The following is an 18,254-nucleotide window of genomic DNA, read 5'->3' on the forward strand; positions in this document are numbered from 1 at the left end:
TTGAATTCAGGAGAAAAAGTACGTCGTTTCTTGGTCATCAGACACCTCGCTTCTGGTGGCAATATTACCACCTACGTTGGTGCCCGGTTTTATTGAACCACTACAAAAGGAGATGCGATGGAAATGAGGGAAATGAGGGAAATGAGGGAAATGAGGGAAATGAGGGAAATGAGGGAAATGAGGGAAATGAGGGAAATGAGGGAAATGAGGGAAATGAGGGAAATGAGGGAAATGAGGGGTGTAGGATGTGTGACGTGGGAGGGCGCTTCAGCGCGCGACGATCAAGCCACCAACCCAACGATAATGCCTCCAAAAACGATAACGCCACCAACAACGACAACGCCACCAACCCCGTAGCGCGGCGTAACGAGCAAAGCGAGGCACCCGCGAAGCACCGTAACGCGGTGCCGATCCAGCCACCCAAGCCAATCACAAAGCAAGAGTCCACTTCAGCCGCAAAGATCAACCCACCTAGCCAGCCAACCCCGTAGCGCGGCGTAACGAACGAAGTGAAGCACCCGCGAAGCACTGCAACGCGGTGCCGATGCAGGCACCCAAGTCACGAAAAAATTTTCGCCAGATAGGTGACCTAAGCAGATTTTATGAATAGAGTATGATTAAACAGGCAAAACGAGCGGGCACGATAATAGAGGATATGTAGCCTAGCCTAAGGTTGTGGTTTTTAAAATCAATGACTTAGGTGTTTATTTGGGGCTGCACAACATCAATGGCTGTGATCGCCCAGTTATTGGGGTTATGTAGCGGGCTATATAACCACTGTTAACTGTTCAGGAGAATCATGCATTACTTCGCGTACGGGTCGAATATGTCACTTTCTCGATTAAGAGAACGAGTTCCAAGTGCGGAACCTGTTGGTTGTTTCGCACTCGCCGAGCACGACTTGAGGTTTCACAAGTCGAGCAAGGATGGTTCAGGAAAGTGTGACGCTTATTTCACCTCGGATTCCGGGGATATGATATATGGCGTCTTGTTCAAAATTGATCCAAACGAGAAATCTGCTTTAGACAAGGCGGAGGGGCTTGGGTATGGGTACGCTGAAAAGAAAGTGACAGTCAAAGCTCATGACGACTCTCCAATAGTGGCGACAACCTACATTGCTACGAAGATAGACGAGAAATTAAAACCGTATTCTTGGTATGTAAATCACGTCTTAGTAGGAGCAGCCGAAGCATCGCTTCCATCGGATTATATCGAAGCTAAAATCAACTCGATTGACGCAGTCGAGGATAGTGATAGAGAAAGAGATGCAAAGCAGCGTGCCATACACAGTTAACAAGGCCAGGCACGGCGACGGCTTTTTCGTTGCGGCTGCGCCTACGCTACAAAGCCGCGCGTGCTGGCGGCGTTTGGCTAATAGGCGGTGTTTGTGCCAACTAAACGTATCAAAGGAAAAGTATGACGGTTGTCGTTTCTTGGACTAGAAAAACGAATACTGGCCGTGAACTCTGGGTGATGTCTGATAGTCGGCTTAGTGGTGGAAAGTGTTGGGATTATGGGCCAAAGATATTTGGGATGGGTCGAAGTGATGCTGTAGTTGCATTTGCAGGTGATACAGCGTGGAGCTACCCGTTAATTGCACAAGTTACGTCTTACGTAGAATCATTCATTAACTTAAGAGAGCGGGCCGTAGATTTTATTGATGCACGAAAAAAAATAATTCGAATGCTTAATGAATCACTTAATTTTGTTTCCGATGCCGCTGACCCATCTTTAGAAGTGCCAGACTGCACATTTATTTTTGCAGGGTATTCAGCGCGTAAGAAAGAATTTATGATAAATAAAGTTGTTTTTAACTCCAAGAGAAAGAAGTTTGAGCTCAAGCCATCAAAAGAAATAAATGGTGAGTTATTAGCTGTAATAGGTGATAAAAAACCTGTTAGTGCAATCTCTCGTATTGTTTCTGAAGGCGAAAAAAAGAACACAAAAACTGGATTTAAGCTTGATATGATCCCGTCAGAAGCTTTTGTTAAAGTTCTTTCATCAAAACGCTTTCGAGAAATAGGTGGTGCACCACAGTTAACCAAAATATACCAGAACATGAATCAGCAGCACATTGGTGTTTACTGGCCTCCTGAATTGCCACACGATGAGCAGAAAATCTATCTTCGTGGCCGTGAGTTAGGAAAATATGAGGCTTTAGATCATCCATGGGTATTTGATCCATCATCGAATAAACTTTACTGGCATGACTTCTCTCCAATAGAGATGCAGGCTAAAGCGAAAGTCGAAAGGCAACCAGTAATTGTTTCGTACATATCAGAGCCTAACAAATAAAGGCACCGGACGCGATAAGACTGCGCCGGTGCTTTAGGCGTTATAGGGCTGCTTGATAGGTTAAAGCCCTACTAAACGTTTAGCCTTTAAAAGAATAGCTTTAAATATTCACAAGAAAATGGGTGAAAAAATGGAAGCAGAGATAGCAAGTACTTCAAGTATTTCACCAAAGGCATTTCTAAAAGCTAGAAGGCCAGAGCGTTTTTCGGATTCAATAACTAAGGATGTAGGTAAACTAGATCGTTCTGTTTTGGAATTTCAGCTGTCTACGCTTAACAGAAGAAATATGGAGTTGGCATTTGAAGATTTCGCTAAAAAACTCTGTGAGAAAGTAATTTGCCCAAATTTGCTGGAACAAACAGGTCCGGTTGCTGGTGGTGATGGAAAAGTAGATACACAAACCTTTCCTGTATCAGAACAATCTAAAGTTCTTTGGTATATAGGAGTTGAAGGAAATTCCAATAACGAACGATGGGCTTTTGCAGTAAGCACACAAGAAGATTGGAAAGCCAAGTGCAAGAAAGATGTTCGAAAAATAAAGGCCACTGGACGAGATTACACAAAAGCATTTTATGTAACAAATATGTATGCAAAAGCTAATCAGCGCAGTGAGCTGGAAGATTCGTTAAATAAAGAAACTGGAATTGATGTAAGAATTCTTGATATCTCTTGGATACTGGATCAAATATTCACCAATGGCTACGAACAATTAGCAATTGATTGCTTGTCGATTGATATAGACTGGCGCCGAGAAATAGAAATCGGAGTTAATGACTACGCTAGAAATGTAAGGCTAAATGAGCTCGAAGTAGCAATAAAAAATGAAATAGAAACTAGTAAAGTTCTCCCTCACCAATTGGATTGGTTATTAGAAATCGCGGTATTGTCAAAAGAGCTCGAAAAGCCCTCAATTGAAACGCAAGGTCTTTTTCTAAGAGCTATTAGAGCAGCTGAAAACTTTGGCACAATTTTTCATCGATTTAATGCTCATTATCAGTATGCTTGGGCTGCCTATTGGTGGTTTGAAGACATGGCTATATTTGGTGAGCAACTATTGTTATGTTTGCAGTTAGCGAAAGGAATTGAACAATCGGGCCAATGGGGAGATACAGTATCGCTTCTTGGTCTCTATTCGAGCTACTATCGAGGTAGTGAAGGTGAAAGTGATTTGGATATCGAATCACTTCTGTCAGAGGCAAAAGGTGAACTAAATAAGCTTGCAATAAAGGATGAACGACCTAGTAATTCTCTGATGTCTCGGGTCTATATTGAATTGCTAAATTTGCATTCCATCAAGAATATAGCCCAAGCTTCAGCCATATTTTCATCAATGCACGAAATTATGAAAGAAGGTGAGAGTTTAGTAGGTTTTTCATTTAATGAAGTATCCGACTTGGTTACCGAGTTAGATAGTTTTTTTGGCGAATTAGAAAGTTATGAAAATTTACTTGACTATATCACAGAGTATACCTCACGTCGTGAGGGCGAAGTTAGGGGCGCTGTTCTCTGGCTAAAAAGGGGCGCAAGGCGCCTAGAATCTAACGAACCATATCAATCAATAAAGTTAATTGGTAAATCTCTTGCAGCGCTATACAAAAAGGAGTCCAAGAAAGACCTTTATGCCGCATTAAATATTCTTTCAGCAGCTTACACGGAAGTTGGTTTGCTTTGGGCATCGCGTGCGAATTTATTGCTCGCTGCATCAATAGTTACAGACGAATTTTGGCGTAGCGGTGACATTCTATCTGCCCAAGTATACGCATATATACGGCTTGCTAAAGTTGAACTTCAGTTAGGCCGCTTAAATTATGCTCTCGCATGGTGGGAGCTGGCATCTGTTGTCTCGTCTCAGGTTGAAGAAGAAACCATATCAGAAACTGAACACCTTTCTTTTGATGCATATTTGTCTCAATGCATACTCAATACCCCTTTCGATGGACTAAGTTCTATTCAACGCTTACCCGATCTTTTGGATAAGACGCAACTATTCGTTAGTAGATCCATGTTGTTATATTCACTAGGTCATGAAGAACTTGTAGAAAATGAGTATGAATTGAATATAGACAACGAGTATATAGATTATCTAGTAATGGTTAGAGATGCAGATTTAGGTGCGGCTGTACCAGAGCTAATTGATTGTGAAGAAAGATATGGTCACTTGAAAAGTTACGTTCTGGGTTGTGAAATTGGAGTTTGTTTTCCTTTTAGAAGTCCTTTGGTGGAACTAGCGGAAACACTACTTTCTGTCATGGAAGGTTTTTTATCAACAGGAATGGTTGATCAAGTATTTGTATACGAGTCTCGCCTTGAAATTGAAATTACAGCCAATGACGATGACGAAATTGAGATATCACATGAAATAGATGATGCAAGTGGCACTCTGAAAATGAATGTTCTGTGTTCATCATTTACCCCTGATATGTTGAACATTTCTGGGCAAAAAATTATTCAAGAATGGCTTCATGATTTTGTTATTGACGTATTCTCACGCATGGTTAGGCCCAAAAATACAGAGAAGACTTTGGAATCGATGCTTGTCGAAGACAGGGCTCTAGAGCGTTCCGTACCATTTGGGTCATGCTTTGTTGGTTTACAAAACATAATGGGTAATGATGCAGTTAGTCGTATTAAGTCTCTTCTGCGTGAATCTGAATACAAAAAATACGACATGCTCCGTTCTTTGCCATGGGATTCTAGCTTTCCAAAGTCTAAACCGGCGAGCAAACCATTGACCGATTTTAAGCCTGGCAAGGGAAAGCCACCCGAAGGGTTGATTGATGGTGAAAGTTTGTCCCATAAAGATATTAAGGTACAGTATCTTATCAAAATAAGGTTGTGGGATAGAACTGTATGGCGTGGAACTGGATATGCACTTTATCCCAATGGAGACATTGAATTAACTTTGCTTTTTGAAGATGAACAGGCCGCAGAAGCTATTTTTTCAGATTTAGAAAATGAAATTGGTAGTGAAGACAAAGGAGATCGATTAAGAATATCAATTATTAGAAATATTGACCGAAAAAATCCTGCGCATTACAGAATTTGCATTAGTGAAAACATCACTTTTGACTCAAACAAAACTGTTCAGATGGTTGCCAGAAATAACACAATGACCCCTTCTACATCTGAAAATCTTGATAGGTTTCTATCTGCATTTGACGAGCGAAAAAGCTATATTTTGAGCTATGCAGTAGTTAAGAATGAACGGGTTGTAGAGAACTCATTAGAGAAGAAAAAATTCATCCGAAAGTTTGATATTAATGTTTTAGAAGCATGGAAGATAGGGCCAAATGATATAGAAGTGATGGCCATTCATTCAAATGATGACCCTCTAATTCCAGACGGGGTAGGTAATGCTCCTGTAATTGAGTCTCTAAAAAGGAAGTTTGGTCAGTGAAGCCCTATAACAAGTCAAAGCACGAGGACTTGGCAAAGCTGTCATCTTTTTTTCAAAAAATCCGCCATCTCTACCAAGCCAGTGTTTGAGGCGTTAGGCGTCATGCCAAAGTGAGGGGAAATGGCAAATTATAGAGATTTATCTGACCGTCTTGCGGTACTAAAAGCTATCGAAGAATTCGACACACTTGGTCGCATTGAATTCCTAGAAAAATATGGCTATGGCAAGGCGCTCAGTTTTATGCTCATTTACAATGGGCGCCAGTACGATTCAAAAGCGATTGTCGGGGCAGCATATCAACACCAGTTTGGTCGGCCGTTACTCAATACGGATTTTTCGGGTGGTCAGGCTTCAGTTGTTCCGAAGCTAGATAGTCTAGGTTTCAAAGTAGTAGCCTTAAAGGTAACAGATGAAACAGCCGCTTTGCCTGAGGAAGTGCCAGCATCAATGTGGGAAGGTGGAAAGCGCACCATATCAGTAAATATTTATGAGCGTAACGCTAATGCCAGGGCGGCCTGCATTGAGGCAAACGGCTCTAGTTGTGCTATTTGTGAATTCGATTTTGGAAAAAAATACGGAACGCAATTCCAAGGCTTTATCCACGTGCATCATAAAACCCCTGTTTCCAAAGTTGGTTCAAGGTACAAAGTCGATCCTGCAAAAGATTTGGTGCCACTTTGTCCCAATTGCCATGCAGTAGTGCACTATGGCAACGAAAATAGGTCTCTCGACGAGGTAAAACGTCTGTTGCGAAAGGCTGAGAAATCGGGTATCTGAGAGCGTCCAGCAAGTGAATCCAGCGAACCATTTTGCTGACGCCTCAAGCGACCGCTTATTCAAGCCGTTATGCGCAAGTTGAATTTATCGATCGCATGGAATTAATAAAAATGAGTAAGTTGTACGTCATTGGCAATGGATTTGATCTTTATCACAATCTAAATACCAGATATAGCACTTTTGGTGTCTATTTGAAGGAAAATTACACTGATATTTATGGGCAGCTCGTAGAATATTTTGGCCTACCCGATTTGGATGACAAAGGAGAATGTGAATATAACTATACATTGTGGGCTGACTTCGAAGGGAGTTTATCCCTTTTAGATCAAGAAGTTGTATTAGATGCTCATAGTAATTCCATTGCAAATCTTGGCTCACCTGGTTTTCGCGATAGAGATTGGGGAGCCTTTGCTATTGATATTGAGAGTGTAGTTAACAATCTAACCTTAGTCCTATTTAAAGCCTTTTCAGAGTTTATTAGGGATATTGATTTCCCTTCTCTCTATCATGACCTAAAGCTTAATCTTGACAAAAACGCCATCTATATAAACTTTAATTATACCGATACGTTAGAGCGATATTACGGCATCTCAAGAGATAATATTCTATATATTCATGGCAAAGCTAATGAATTAAATGAAAATTTAATTCTTGGTCATGGTGTAGATCCAAATAATTTCAACTCGGAAGGGCTTAAACAGCCAGAAGGTTTAAGTGGTGAAGAGTCTGAAATATGGATAGAGCAGATGGCTGATAGCTATGATCATTCTTTTGAGTTGGGAAAGGATGCGCTTTTTCAGTATTTTTTACGCTCTTATAAGAATACAAAAGAAATAATTGAATTAAATGCAAGTTTATTCGACAGCTTGACCCACATTCGAGAGATAATTATTTTAGGTCATTCACTTTCAAAAATTGACCTTCCTTATATGAAAAAAATATCTGTGAATTTAACGTCAAGTGTGATCTGGTCTGTTTCTTATTACGGGAATAATGAAAAAGAAAGGCATAAAAGAACTTTGACTGGGCTAGGTGTTGAGAGTGATAAAATAAGACAATTTAAACTCTATGATTTAATATAGGTAAAGGTAAATGAAAACGTATAAAAAGTAGATGTAATCGACCATAAAAGCGTCGCTTATATTGCTGTCGCAACTGCGTGGCACTTTCGACGACGTCTAAGCTAGGCATTGAGGCTGTAGAAAACCCCTTTGACAGCTAGGCTTTGGAAGGATCGGAAAAAACAAGTGAGGATTAGTCAGCATCCCGCGCTTCAAGGTTTACAGCTACGATTAGAACGCCATGGTAGTGTTAAACTACCAAGATCAGCTCCAGTGAGGTAATTTTGAATACGCATTACATTACTTGATCGAGAATAAACTCGACTTGTCGGTTTTCAATCCGGGATATCACAACGACAGGTCGGTTGGCCTATGATCCGCCATCTTGTTGAAGATCATCTTGTCTGCCTATTCAAAAGGCATCACCTAAGGACTAAGCCCCACCAGCCCACCACCCACAAAGGAAGCGCATGCCCTACGAACTCGATAACCGTCTGGTCATTGGCGTTGCCTCCAGTGCGGTCTTTGATCTGAGCGAATCCGATGCCGTCTTTCGCCGCGAGGGGGAGGAGCAGTACCGCGAATATCAGGAAAAGAATCTTGAGGTTCCGCTCCCCAAGGGCATCGCGTTTCCGTTTATCAAGCGGCTGCTGGCGTTGAACGACTTGAGCCCCAGCCCGGAAGACCCGCTGGTGGAGGTGGTGCTGCTGTCACGCAACGACCCGGATACCGGCTTGCGCGTCATGAAAACCATCGAGCACTACGGGCTGGGCATTACCCGGGCGATCTTCATGCAGGGGCGTTCGCCCTATGAGTACATTCCCGCGTTGAACATTGCGCTATTTTTGTCTGGCCACAAGCCAGACGTGGAGGCCGCCATTGGCAGCGGGCACCCGGCGGGGCAGGTGCTGGATTCCATGTTTGACGACGATGAAGACGACCAGACACTGCGCATCGCTTTTGACTTTGATGGCGTGCTGGCGGGCGACGAATCCGAGTCGGTCATGCAGGCATCAGGTCTCACGGCTTTCCATGATCATGAAGTCAAGAACGTGATGCAGCCCCACCATCCTGGGCCACTGAAAGAGTTCCTGGTACGCATTTCAAGAATCCAGTCGGCGGAAGAAGCGTACAAACAGCGCCACCCGGAGTATGAAAACCGTATACGCGTTTCGATTGTTACCGCCCGCAATGCGCCTTCCCACGAACGCGCCTTGAAAACGCTGAAAAGCTGGGGTGTCATGGCCAACGATGCGTTCTTCCTGGGCGGCATCGAGAAGGGCAGGGTGCTGGGTGTGTTGAAGCCGCACATCTTCTTCGATGATCAGTCTGGTCATTTGCAGTCCGCCAGTGCGGTGGTGCCTTCTGTTCATATTCCGTTTGGTGTCACCAACCAGCCCAGGGCGAAGGCAGACGAGCCTGATGCCGGTAGCTGACCCTTTTCACTTTAGATGGTGGGAACCGACATGACCCTGATGACGCTCCTGTTATTCATACCTGCATGTTTTGCCCTGAACATGGCCCCCGGCCCCAACAACCTGCTCTCCATGGCGAATGCCAAGCGATACGGCATACGGGTGGCCTGCTATGCGGGGATGGGTCGGTTGGTGGCCTTTGTGGGCATGATTACATTGGCCGCTACCGGGTTGGCCACCGTGCTGCATACCTCCGAAAAGGTGTTTCTCTCCGTCAAAATCGCCGGTGTGCTGTACCTCCTCTGGCTGGCGTATCAGCTCTGGAACGCAGACCCAGCAGAAGGCGATAGCGAGGCGCTGGGCGGCAAGAATCTGCTTCAACTGGCGAGGCAGGAGTTCCTGCTGGCAGCGGGCAACCCCAAAGCCATCCTGATCTTTACCGCGTTCCTGCCCCAGTTTGTCGACCCTGCGGGTTCCGTAGGGCTTCAGTTCCTGATACTCGGGACGCTGTTTCTGATGCTGGAGTGGGTCGCCATCGCCGGTTACGCGTTCTTCGGCAAGGCATTGCGCCACTGGTTCTCGCGCCCCTCCATGCGGCGCCTGTTCAATCGAGTGTGTGCCGGGTTATTGGGAAGTGCGGGAGCAGGGCTGCTGTTGGCCCGCCGTGAGTGAAGGGGATCGAAATGACTGCCGATTGGGGGGAGAAACATGCCTGAAGTGTCGAGAGCGGTATTTCCTGATGATCTACACGCTGTGCTGGCTCTCTATCAAGAGTATATCGACAGCACGTCGGTGGACCTTTCTTTTCAAGGAAATGATCAGGAGTTCAGCCAGCTAGCTGAAAAGTACTCCTCTGAAGAGTCACAGATATTTCTGCTGAAAAAAGAGGGTGTGCCGGTGGGTTGCGCCGCTTTTCGGAAGCTGGACGCCCACACGTGTGAAATGAAACGGGTCTATATCCGACCTGGTGCCCGCGGCAACCAGTGGGGGGCCATGCTAATGGATAGAGTGCTGCAGGCGGCGAATGAGAGTGGCTACAAGAAAATCTGCCTGGATGTACTGCCCGAATTTACGGCAGCTTTGAAGCTATACAAGTCATATGGGTTTGTGGAGCATCCACCCGTCACGCATAACCCCGTGCCTGGAACGCATTTTCTGGGATTGGATTTAAAGAACTAGCGGCAATGGTCGCATTACCCGTGAGGATTCCACCCTTTTGATGGCTATTCCAACGATACCCAGTGAAGCGCAGCAGGCCCAGCAAGTAGCGAAAAAGGTGCTAGGTGAGTCGATTGTTGGTATTTACCTCTTTGGTTCTGCGGTAGTAGGCGGCTTAAAACCTGATAGCGACGTCGATATCCTTATTAGCGTTGCCCAGCCGCTGTGCCGCGAACAGAGGAAGGCATTGGCGGCCCAATTGATGAGTGTGTCCGGTGCGATCGGCAATATACATGGCATCAGGCCATTGGAGCTGACCGTGATAACGGTTTCAGGGGAGGCTCCCTGGCCATTTCCTCCGCAAGCGGAGTTTGTATATGGGGAATGGATGCGCGAGCAGTTCGAGGCGGGCAGTGTACCAGCCCCTGCCCGTGACCCTGACCTGGTCATCGTCTTGAAAAAAGTGAGGGAGCATGGCCTGGCGCTTCATGGCCCCAACGCTGCAGAGGTTATCCCCTCGATACCTATGGCTGATATCCGAGTGGCCATTCAACATGCCTTGCCCACTTTGTTGGCAGAATCGCAAGGGGATGAACGTAACGTGATTTTGACCCTGGCTCGCATGTGGCTCACAGCCTCTACCGGCACTATCGAGCCTAAAGATGTGGCTGCAGAGTGGGCGGAGAAGCGGGCTCCTTCAAGGTACGCAGCGCAATTGAAGTATGCGCGGGAAGGCTACCTGGGAATCGTCGATGATCAATGGCTAGACAGGCAAGAAGAGTTTGATGCACTGGTAGGCTATATGGAGCGCGCTATAACCTTGTCTTTATCGTAAAAAGCTTGGTAACGGTGTAGTAACCGCGAATCATCACGCAGTGTTGGCCCTATTAGCCGAGCCACGGGCTGCTCTTGGTGGCGCGCCGTGTGCGGCTTTGTTCGGGCACGATGCCAGGGGATTAAATTGACTGACTTGGAGATGGTAGCCAGCCAGTGCTAGTTATGGAAATGGAGTGCTGATATTGAATGGATTATTTTTCCCCGTGATTGAAACCGCGCGGTTGATACTTAAACCCTTGGCCATCAATGACTCGGATAGCCTGCTGGAAATCTTTTCTGATCATGAGGTCATGCGGTATTGGAACACTGCACCTTGGGCAACGATTCAGGACGCCATTGATTTCATTAATGGAAGTCATGAGTCGATGCGCCGTGAAGTGTCGCTGGTGCTCGGCGTGTATGTGAAGTCGACAGGTGAGTTGGCTGGCAAGTGCATGCTGTTCAGCTACGATCAAGCATCCAAACGGGCTGAAATCGGGTTTGGGTTGGGCCGTTCATGCTGGGGGCAGGGGTATATTCATGAGGCTGGCGAGGCGTTGATTCAGTACGGCTTCAACTCATTGGGGCTCCGGCGGATTGAAGCAGAGATTGACCCAGAGAACCAGGCGTCAGCGAAAGCACTAGGTAAGCTCGGGTTTTCTCAAGAGGGGCTGCTAAGGCAGCGCTGGGAAGTCAATGGCGTTGTCTCTGACTCGGCAATGTATGGGCGCTTGGTCAGTGATCTTCCCACATAGCGGATGGCGGTGTCCGCCCGCTGGTGGAGCCTGGATGGCTGCCTACTTTTCTATTGGTGGCGCTGCCTCGCGGGTGCCTCGCTGATCGCTCGTTACCACGCGCTACGGGTGTATTACCTTGGGTAGCGGGTAGCATCGTCGTGAGGCGATGCGCTCATATCACGCGCTTTCTCGCAGTATTTCAATGATCGTTTGCCTTAGCCAGTTGTGCCCGGGATCGCTTTCTCGCCGTGAGTGCCAGACCATGTCGTATGCAAACGGGTCGATGGGGTAAGGGGGCGCGAAGAGCTGCAGCGGTGAGTCTTCCAGAAATAGATCGAAGCTGCGCTGGGCGGTTGTCACGATCAGGTCGGTGTTGGCCACCACACGGCTGGCGGCGCCCCAGTGGGGCAAAGTGATGGCGACCCGGCGGGTGACGCCTTCGCGATGCAGCGCGTTCTCTATCTCGTTGCTTTCACTGCTGTGCATGGCCACCAGCACGTGGGGCCTCGAAAGCCACGCCGTTTTATCCAGGCTGCCTGTGCTGGGCAGTGTGTTTTTATCCGCCGCACAAACGAAGTGTTCGATGAAGAGCGTATGGGTGCGCAATTCATCGGAAAGGGGCGACGGGAACACGCCAAACGCCATGTCGATCTCTCCATCATGGACCCCTGCCAGCATCGAGGCTCGGCTGCCTTGCGCGACTTGAAGCTCGACCCCCGGGGCGTCGGAGCGCAAGCGCTGTACCAAGCCCGGCAGAATTACCCGAGAGCCATAGTCCGACATGGTCAGCCGAAACACCCGCTTTGCCTGGGCGGGGTCGAAGGCGGGCTGGTCGAGCAGTGCGCCGAGCTGATGCAGCGCTTCCGTCAATGCCGGTAGCAGCTCGCTGGCGCGAGAAGTGAGCTCCAGTTTGCCTGTTCGTCGCACCAGCAGCGGGTCGTCAAAGATGGCACGCAGGTGGGCGAGTGCATGGCTCACGGCAGGTTGGCTTTTATGTAAGCGGCGTGCTGCTCGCGAGACATGCTTTTCCACCAGTAGCGCGTGTAGGGTAACCAGCAGGTTGAGATCGATGCGTCTTAAATTATTCATAGCTCGAATAGTTGAAAATAAAAAAAGGAATTTCAATTCTTGAAATGAATTATACAAGATAAAAGGCACCTTACAGATGTATCAGGAGTCTTGGCATGAACTCATTTTTCAGCGTAGTGGCACTGGCGGCAGTGGCGGTTATCGCGGGCGCTTTGGTGCCGTTTCAAGCAGGTAGCAACGCCGAATTGGGCCGAGCGCTGGGCCATCCTCTTTGGGCGACACTGGTCTCTCTGATGGTGAGTATTCTGGTCGTTATCCCCATTGCGCTGGCGATGCAGGCAGCGCCTCCTGTTCTCGGGGCTACCAGGCACCTTCCCGCTTGGGCATGGCTGGGCGGCGTGGCAGGCGCTATCTATGTGACGTCGGCGCTGATACTGGTGCCGCGAGTGGGAGCCACCAGCTTCATGGTGTGTGTGATTGCAGGGCAGTTGATCGCATCGCAGCTGCTGGATTACCACGGCTGGATGAACTTGCCTGTCAGAGAGCTCAGCATGGGGCGTGTGTTGGGAGTGGCGCTGGTATTGGCGGGCATGGTGACGGTGCTGTGGTTCTCACCGACCACGACGCCACCTCGACAAAGTGCTGGACAGGTGGTGACGGGCAACGTTTCCTCATGAAGCGGCTAGGCATTTTGGTTAACCTTATCCATCCAATAGGTCCACCCAATAGCGCTCGAACAGTCAAGGAGCGGCATCATGAACGGAGTAACGCTGCGTACAGCTCACGATCATGAGTTGGGGGCGCTGGTAGCCATCGACGATGATGCGGGCCAGCTGTTCGTTCGTGCTGGGCTCGACATCGATATCGAGCAGGGGCATCCTTTTGTGGTATCCGAACAGCAGCGGTGGGCTCTTGCCATTGAACGCGGGCTTGCCCTGGTGGCCGCTGACACTGGCAATAGGCCTGTCGGTTTCATGATCCTCGGTGACGTTGATGGAGAGCCTTATCTGGATCAACTTTCCGTACGCACGGGCCATATGCAGCAAGGGATAGGTAGCATGCTGGTTCATCACGCTATTTCATGGAGCGATCATCGGCCCCTCTGGCTTACCACCTATGCGCATTTGCCATGGAATAAGCCCTTCTACGAGAAGCATGGTTTTGTGAAGCACCCGGAAGAAGAGTGCGGTGCAGAGCTCTGCGCTATCTTGCGAGAACAGCGGGCAGCGCTTCCCGACCCGATGCAGCGGATTGTAATGGTGCGCCGTTGCCCGTAGTGTCAGGCAACCTACCCATGTCGAACGAACGCCTTCTTTTTTCAGGAGCCTATGGATAATCGGCATATCGTGATATTCGATGGTGTGTGCAACTTCTGCAACGGCGCGGTGAATTTCATCATCCAGCGAGATCCAGAGGGTGTCTTTGCCTTCACCCCGATGCAGAGTGAGTTGGCCCAGGAGCTGACGGAGCGCTTCAACGTCCCCGATGTGGGCACGGACACCCTGGTGCTGATCAAGGAGGGTGAGTGTTATGTGCTCTCGGATGCCGCCCTTGAGATCGCCAAAGATCTGAAAGGGCCTTGGCGGCTGTGTTATGCGCTCAAGAGAGTGACCAGGCCGATCAGGGACGCGGCTTATAAATTGTTCGCGCGGCATCGCTATCGGCTCTTTGGTAAGAAAGATGCCTGTATGGTGCCGTCAGCAGAGGTGAAGTCGCGGTTTGTGGGGGTTGATACCTGATTCGTGAGGCGGGTGTATTCAGTCAGGTGATGGTGAGGCGTGGGTTGCTTACCTTTTCTCTCGGTGGCGCGGCCTCGCGGGTGCCTCGCTAATCGCTCGTTACCACGCGCTACTGTCGTTTGATATCGCGGTAGAAGTTTTCGTGTGAGCCCAGTGCCATCAGCTCAAGCACAAGAACACCCTCATGGAAGCTATAACCCAGGAGGGGCAGTTGCTTGTTCATTTTGAACTTGTGTACTCGCAGTAAAGCCAGGTCGCCTTTCTTCTCTTCTCCCATATAGGGGTCGGCCATTAACTGCCTGATGACGGAGTCCAGGTCTTTTTTTTGATTTGGCTTGAGTTTTTTGACCGCTTTCTTGAAGGAAGGCGTTTGTAATACGCTGGTAGCGCTAATCAAAATCGTAGGCCTCCAGCTTTCCAGCATCACGTTCTGCCTGTGCGATGATGGCTTGGCGGACAAAGTCGTAGGGCAAATCGGGGTTGTCTTCCATCATCTCGCCGATTTTTGCCCAGTGTTCTATTTGCTTGGGTGTTGTACGGTGTAAAGCCCTTGCCATGATGGCCGCTTTATCCACCAGTTCTTTATCTAAGCGTATGCTTGCAGTAGACATCAGTCACTCCTGTCGTTGGACTTAAAAAATTGTAGCGTGACGCTACACCAGTAGCAAACTGCTGCGTACTGGCTTGACCAGACGTTCACATTTTCAAGAGGTCAATCATGCCCACCACCGCCATCGTTCTTGGTGCCACTGGCGCCATTGGCCAGCACCTCGTGACTCAGCTTTCTCAGCGCGATGAGGTGGAGAGCGTCATTGTCTTGACCCGCCGCGAGCTGGATATTGCCCGTGAATTTCCCCACGCGAACGCTTCCAGGCTTAAGCCTGTGCTGCTGGATTTCGAACGGTTGGAAGCTGAGGTTGCCGAGCTGGTGCCCGCTGGGGCCATGGCGTTTGTAGCGCTGGGCACCACGAAAAAGCAGGCAGGGAGTAAAGCGGCGTTTCGTCGCGTGGATCATGGGTTGGTGCTGGCGTTTGCCCGTGCCTGCAAAGCGGCGGGGGTGAGCCGGTTGGCCGTGGTGACGACGCACGGTGCCAATGCTCGCTCGTCGATATTTTATAACCGCGTGAAAGGCGAAGTGGAGCGGGATATTCAGGCGCTGGGGTTGCCCTGTGTGTTCTTTGCTCGGCCCTCGCTGTTGTTGGGGCGGCCGCAGGATGGACGCTTGGCAGAGACGTGGGCGAGCGCGGTGCTGGCACCCGCAGTGCGGTGGCTACCGCTTACCCTGAGGCCTATTTCGGTAGAGGCCGTGGCAGCGGGCATGGTCAAGGTGGCGCTGGAGGAGGTCACGCCCTCCATCGTGCAAAGTAATGCGGCCCTGCATCGCTTGAGCATGGGTAGCTAGTCAGGCTTTCGGCTTGCAGCAAGCAGTGTAGGCAGGTTGTGTTCGATCCAATCGGTTAGCGCTTCGATGTGCTGCCCCAGCTCTTTGCCTGGCGACGTTAATGAATACTCCACATGCGGCGGCACAACGGGACGCGCATAGCGTGCGACCAGGCCATCTTCTTCCAGTTGCTGAAGCGTTTGTGCCAGCATTTTCTCACTGACTCCCTCGATCTTGCGACGCAGTTCGCTGAAGCGGTGGGTGCCTTTCATCAACACCAGCAGCACTAAAACCCCCCACTGGCTGGTCACGTGTTTCAAAATCTGCCGCGATGGGCAGGCTTTTGCGAGTACTTCGCCACGGCGCATGGCATTGGCGAGTGCTCCATGGCTGGCGCTTTGAGAAGGGGGCGTTGGGTGACGGGTCATGGTACTTACCTTTTTGTGCGTACTTACTAAAAGTTAGTTTAAAGGGTACGCTTCGTTTCACCAACCATTGCAGATGAATGAGGGTGAAAACATGATCGTAGTAACGGGTGCTACCGGACAGCTAGGCCGCTTGGTGATTGATGCGCTATTGAAGCGCGTGCCTGCCGAGCACATTGTGGCCGCCGTGCGGAATGTGGAAAAAGCCCAGCCGCTGGCCGAGCTAGGCGTACACGTACGTCAAGCCAATTACGATGACCCCGATAGCTGGCAAGCGGCTTTGCAAGGAGCCGAAAAGGTGCTGCTGATCTCGTCTAGCGAGATTGGCCAGCGTGTCAATCAGCATCGGGCGGTCATCGAGGCTGCGAAGCGTCAGGGCGTGGCACTATTGGCGTATACCAGCCTACTGCATGCCGATTCGTCGCCGCTTGGTCTAGCGCAGGAGCACCGTGAGACCGAGGCACTGATTCATGCCTCTGGTGTTCCTTATGTGCTGCTGCGCAACGGCTGGTACACCGAAAATTATACGCAGGGAGCTCCTGGGGCGGTCGCCCAGGGTGCCTTGTTTGGCTGTGCCGACGAGGGGCGGATTGCCTCGGCTGGGCGGGCTGATTACGCCGAAGCAGCGGCCATCGTGCTTGCCAGCGATCAGCACAGGGAGCCCGTGTATGAGTTGGCTGGTGACAGCGCGTATACGCTGGGCGAGCTGGCAGCCGTTATCGCGCGGCAAAGCGGGCAGCGCGTCGATTACATCAACGTGAGTGAGGCCGACTACGTAAGTGCTTTGCAGCAGGCGGGGCTGCCGAAGGAGTTCGCTAGCTTATTGGCAGACGCCGATAGGGGAGTGGCCAAAGGGGCCCTGTTGGATGAGGGCCGTCAGTTGAGCCAGTTGCTGGGTAGGCCCACGCTGACGCTGGAGGAGGCTGTCAAACAGGCGCTGTCGTCATCACGGTAATACATGCCTGTATTGAGGCAGGGCTTCTGTGGCGCTGGCCCACGCTTGTAGAGGCGTGGGCCAGTTTCGTTTCTGACGTTGCCCCCGCTACCAGGCCATCACTCGCGGGCATTCTCCAGCGCTTCGATCATCCTGCGCGCTGCGTTGGAGAGCGTGCGGTTGTGGTGCACCAGATAACCCAACGGGCGGTGGATGGGGGCGGTATCCACCGGTAGCTCGACCAGTTCGCTGTCGAGCATGCTTTCCGGCAGCAGGCTCCAGCCTAGCCCGACGCTGCACATCATCTTCAGGGTTTCCAGGTAGTTGGTGGACATGCTGACCGGCAGGGTCAGGCCGGCGGCCTGGAAGCGCTGGCCGATCAGGGTGTGAGTGAAGGTCTTGGCTCCAGGCATCACGCAGTTCACCTCGCACAGTTCGGCCAGGCTCAGCGTGGCCTGGGTGCGGCTGCGCTGGGCCAGCGGGTGGTCTTTGGCGCAGACGAAGCAGAGCCGGTCGCGCCAGAGTTCGACCACCTGCAGCTGCTCCACCGGGTGGGGCGCCAGGGTGACGATGGCCATTTCCAGGGTGCCATCCACCACGCCCTGATAGGCAAGCTCGGAGTCCAGGAAGTGCAGGTCGAGGGCCACTTCCGGATGGCGCTGGGTGTAGAGCTTGAGCAGCGGCGGCAGCCGGTGCAGGCCGATGTGGTGGCTGGTGGCCAGGGTGAGCTTGCCGCCCACCTGGCCGGAAAGGTTGGCCAGTGCGCGGCGGCTGTCGTCCACGGTGAACAGGATACGCTGGGCGCGGGGCAGCAGCAGGTTGCCCGCCTCGGTGAGGGTGATTTTTCGCCCGATACGGTCGAAAAGCCGCGTGCCCAGCAGCTCTTCCAGCGTGGCAATGCGCTTACTCACCGCTGGCTGCGTGAGGTGAAGCTGCTCGGCGGCGCGGGAGAAGCTTTGGGTTTGCGCCACGGCAAGAAAGGCTTGCAGGCTTTGGGTGTCCACGGCGGCTCCCTGGTCATCTATTCCTGTTTGGAATCTAAAGTATGAATAACATGAATTGCTTTTATGTGCGAGTCGGGTAACACTCG

General features: G+C 50.2%; 21 protein-coding genes and 1 pseudogene. 17 read left to right on the top strand and 5 right to left on the bottom strand.

Annotated features, from left to right (window positions below; translation table 11 throughout):
- Positions 1 to 117 precede the first annotated feature (117 nt).
- The 12 genes and pseudogenes from IE061_RS18125 to IE061_RS14120 all read left to right on the top strand — a co-directional run bounded on the left by IE061_RS18125 (position 118) and on the right by IE061_RS14120 (position 11,674).
- Positions 118 to 357, top strand: coding sequence for a hypothetical protein (locus IE061_RS18125; protein ID WP_230478476.1), 240 nt, complete (start codon positions 118 to 120; stop codon positions 355 to 357).
- 442 nt (positions 358 to 799) lie between these two features.
- On the top strand, positions 800 to 1,294 hold the full coding sequence (locus IE061_RS14075) for a gamma-glutamylcyclotransferase family protein (RefSeq protein WP_193461878.1): 495 nt from the start codon (positions 800 to 802) through the stop codon (positions 1,292 to 1,294).
- A 122-nt stretch (positions 1,295 to 1,416) separates the two neighbouring features.
- Positions 1,417 to 2,295 (top strand): hypothetical protein, encoded by an 879-nt coding sequence (locus tag IE061_RS14080; protein ID WP_193461879.1) that lies wholly within the window; start codon positions 1,417 to 1,419, stop codon positions 2,293 to 2,295.
- A 130-nt stretch (positions 2,296 to 2,425) separates the two neighbouring features.
- Entirely contained in the window at positions 2,426 to 5,692 is a 3,267-nt protein-coding gene (locus tag IE061_RS14085; protein WP_193461880.1) for a hypothetical protein, read from the top strand.
- Positions 5,693 to 5,812: 120 nt separating this feature from the next.
- Positions 5,813 to 6,469, top strand: a complete 657-nt coding sequence (locus IE061_RS14090; protein ID WP_193461881.1) for an HNH endonuclease — start codon at positions 5,813 to 5,815, stop codon at positions 6,467 to 6,469.
- A gap of 32 nt (positions 6,470 to 6,501) precedes the next feature.
- Positions 6,502 to 7,551 carry a bacteriophage abortive infection AbiH family protein gene (locus tag IE061_RS14095; protein WP_193461882.1) on the top strand — a complete coding sequence of 350 codons (1,050 nt, stop codon included), beginning with the start codon at positions 6,502 to 6,504 and terminating at the stop codon, positions 7,549 to 7,551.
- A gap of 220 nt (positions 7,552 to 7,771) precedes the next feature.
- Positions 7,772 to 7,957 (top strand): annotated as a pseudogene (locus tag IE061_RS18345) (IS1182 family transposase); the annotation flags it as partial.
- A 43-nt stretch (positions 7,958 to 8,000) separates the two neighbouring features.
- A complete protein-coding gene (locus IE061_RS14100) occupies positions 8,001 to 8,966 on the top strand; it encodes a 5'-nucleotidase (RefSeq protein ID WP_144983201.1) in 966 nt (321 codons plus the stop codon).
- Between the two features lie 30 nt (positions 8,967 to 8,996).
- The gene (locus IE061_RS14105) at positions 8,997 to 9,617 is read left to right on the top strand and encodes a LysE family translocator (RefSeq protein WP_144983204.1); all 621 of its coding nucleotides are present in this window, start codon (positions 8,997 to 8,999) and stop codon (positions 9,615 to 9,617) included.
- Positions 9,618 to 9,653: 36 nt separating this feature from the next.
- The gene (locus IE061_RS14110) at positions 9,654 to 10,124 is read left to right on the top strand and encodes a GNAT family N-acetyltransferase (RefSeq protein WP_096922850.1); all 471 of its coding nucleotides are present in this window, start codon (positions 9,654 to 9,656) and stop codon (positions 10,122 to 10,124) included.
- 40 nt (positions 10,125 to 10,164) lie between these two features.
- A complete protein-coding gene (locus IE061_RS14115; protein ID WP_096922851.1) occupies positions 10,165 to 10,938 on the top strand; it encodes an aminoglycoside adenylyltransferase family protein in 774 nt (257 codons plus the stop codon).
- 175 nt (positions 10,939 to 11,113) lie between these two features.
- Positions 11,114 to 11,674 (top strand): GNAT family N-acetyltransferase, encoded by a 561-nt coding sequence (locus IE061_RS14120; RefSeq protein ID WP_230478477.1) that lies wholly within the window; start codon positions 11,114 to 11,116, stop codon positions 11,672 to 11,674.
- A gap of 159 nt (positions 11,675 to 11,833) precedes the next feature.
- On the opposite strand, the gene IE061_RS14125 is transcribed toward IE061_RS14120, so the two are convergent.
- Positions 11,834 to 12,745 carry a LysR family transcriptional regulator gene (locus IE061_RS14125; RefSeq protein ID WP_193461883.1) on the bottom strand — a complete coding sequence of 304 codons (912 nt, stop codon included), beginning with the start codon at positions 12,743 to 12,745 and terminating at the stop codon, positions 11,834 to 11,836.
- A 95-nt stretch (positions 12,746 to 12,840) separates the two neighbouring features.
- Between IE061_RS14125 and IE061_RS14130 the strand changes: the two genes are divergently transcribed.
- The 3 genes from IE061_RS14130 to IE061_RS14140 all read left to right on the top strand — a co-directional run bounded on the left by IE061_RS14130 (position 12,841) and on the right by IE061_RS14140 (position 14,424).
- Positions 12,841 to 13,362, top strand: a complete 522-nt coding sequence (locus IE061_RS14130) for a DMT family transporter (protein WP_039179868.1) — start codon at positions 12,841 to 12,843, stop codon at positions 13,360 to 13,362.
- A gap of 78 nt (positions 13,363 to 13,440) precedes the next feature.
- Positions 13,441 to 13,962: a GNAT family N-acetyltransferase gene (locus IE061_RS14135; RefSeq protein WP_193461884.1), complete on the top strand. Its 522-nt coding sequence runs from the start codon at positions 13,441 to 13,443 to the stop codon at positions 13,960 to 13,962.
- A 51-nt stretch (positions 13,963 to 14,013) separates the two neighbouring features.
- Positions 14,014 to 14,424: a thiol-disulfide oxidoreductase DCC family protein gene (locus IE061_RS14140; RefSeq protein ID WP_193461885.1), complete on the top strand. Its 411-nt coding sequence runs from the start codon at positions 14,014 to 14,016 to the stop codon at positions 14,422 to 14,424.
- Positions 14,425 to 14,533: 109 nt separating this feature from the next.
- Here IE061_RS14140 and IE061_RS14145 read toward each other — a convergent pair whose 3' ends face one another.
- Both IE061_RS14145 and IE061_RS14150 read right to left on the bottom strand, forming a co-directional pair.
- Positions 14,534 to 14,821, bottom strand: coding sequence for a type II toxin-antitoxin system RelE/ParE family toxin (locus IE061_RS14145; RefSeq protein ID WP_193461915.1), 288 nt, complete (start codon positions 14,819 to 14,821; stop codon positions 14,534 to 14,536).
- On the bottom strand, positions 14,814 to 15,035 hold the full coding sequence (locus IE061_RS14150) for a TA system antitoxin ParD family protein (RefSeq protein WP_016914058.1): 222 nt from the start codon (positions 15,033 to 15,035) through the stop codon (positions 14,814 to 14,816). The genes IE061_RS14145 and IE061_RS14150 overlap by 8 nt, the downstream gene beginning before the upstream one ends.
- Before the next feature lie 107 nt (positions 15,036 to 15,142).
- Here IE061_RS14150 and IE061_RS14155 point away from each other — a divergent pair, with 107 nt between their 5' ends.
- The gene (locus tag IE061_RS14155) at positions 15,143 to 15,826 is read left to right on the top strand and encodes an NAD(P)H-binding protein (RefSeq protein WP_193461886.1); all 684 of its coding nucleotides are present in this window, start codon (positions 15,143 to 15,145) and stop codon (positions 15,824 to 15,826) included.
- On the opposite strand, the gene IE061_RS14160 is transcribed toward IE061_RS14155, so the two are convergent.
- The gene (locus tag IE061_RS14160; protein ID WP_144983219.1) at positions 15,823 to 16,233 is read right to left on the bottom strand and encodes a winged helix-turn-helix transcriptional regulator; all 411 of its coding nucleotides are present in this window, start codon (positions 16,231 to 16,233) and stop codon (positions 15,823 to 15,825) included. The genes IE061_RS14155 and IE061_RS14160 overlap by 4 nt on opposite strands.
- Before the next feature lie 91 nt (positions 16,234 to 16,324).
- Between IE061_RS14160 and IE061_RS14165 the strand changes: the two genes are divergently transcribed.
- Positions 16,325 to 17,185: an SDR family oxidoreductase gene (locus tag IE061_RS14165; protein WP_193461887.1), complete on the top strand. Its 861-nt coding sequence runs from the start codon at positions 16,325 to 16,327 to the stop codon at positions 17,183 to 17,185.
- 98 nt (positions 17,186 to 17,283) lie between these two features.
- Here the strand turns inward: IE061_RS14165 and IE061_RS14170 are convergent, their stop codons facing one another.
- A complete protein-coding gene (locus tag IE061_RS14170; protein WP_096922859.1) occupies positions 17,284 to 18,168 on the bottom strand; it encodes a LysR family transcriptional regulator in 885 nt (294 codons plus the stop codon).
- Between the last annotated feature and the right edge of the window lie 86 nt (positions 18,169 to 18,254).

The organism is Vreelandella hamiltonii, assembly GCF_014651795.1.
Classification (GTDB): Bacteria; Pseudomonadota; Gammaproteobacteria; order Pseudomonadales; family Halomonadaceae; genus Vreelandella; species Vreelandella hamiltonii.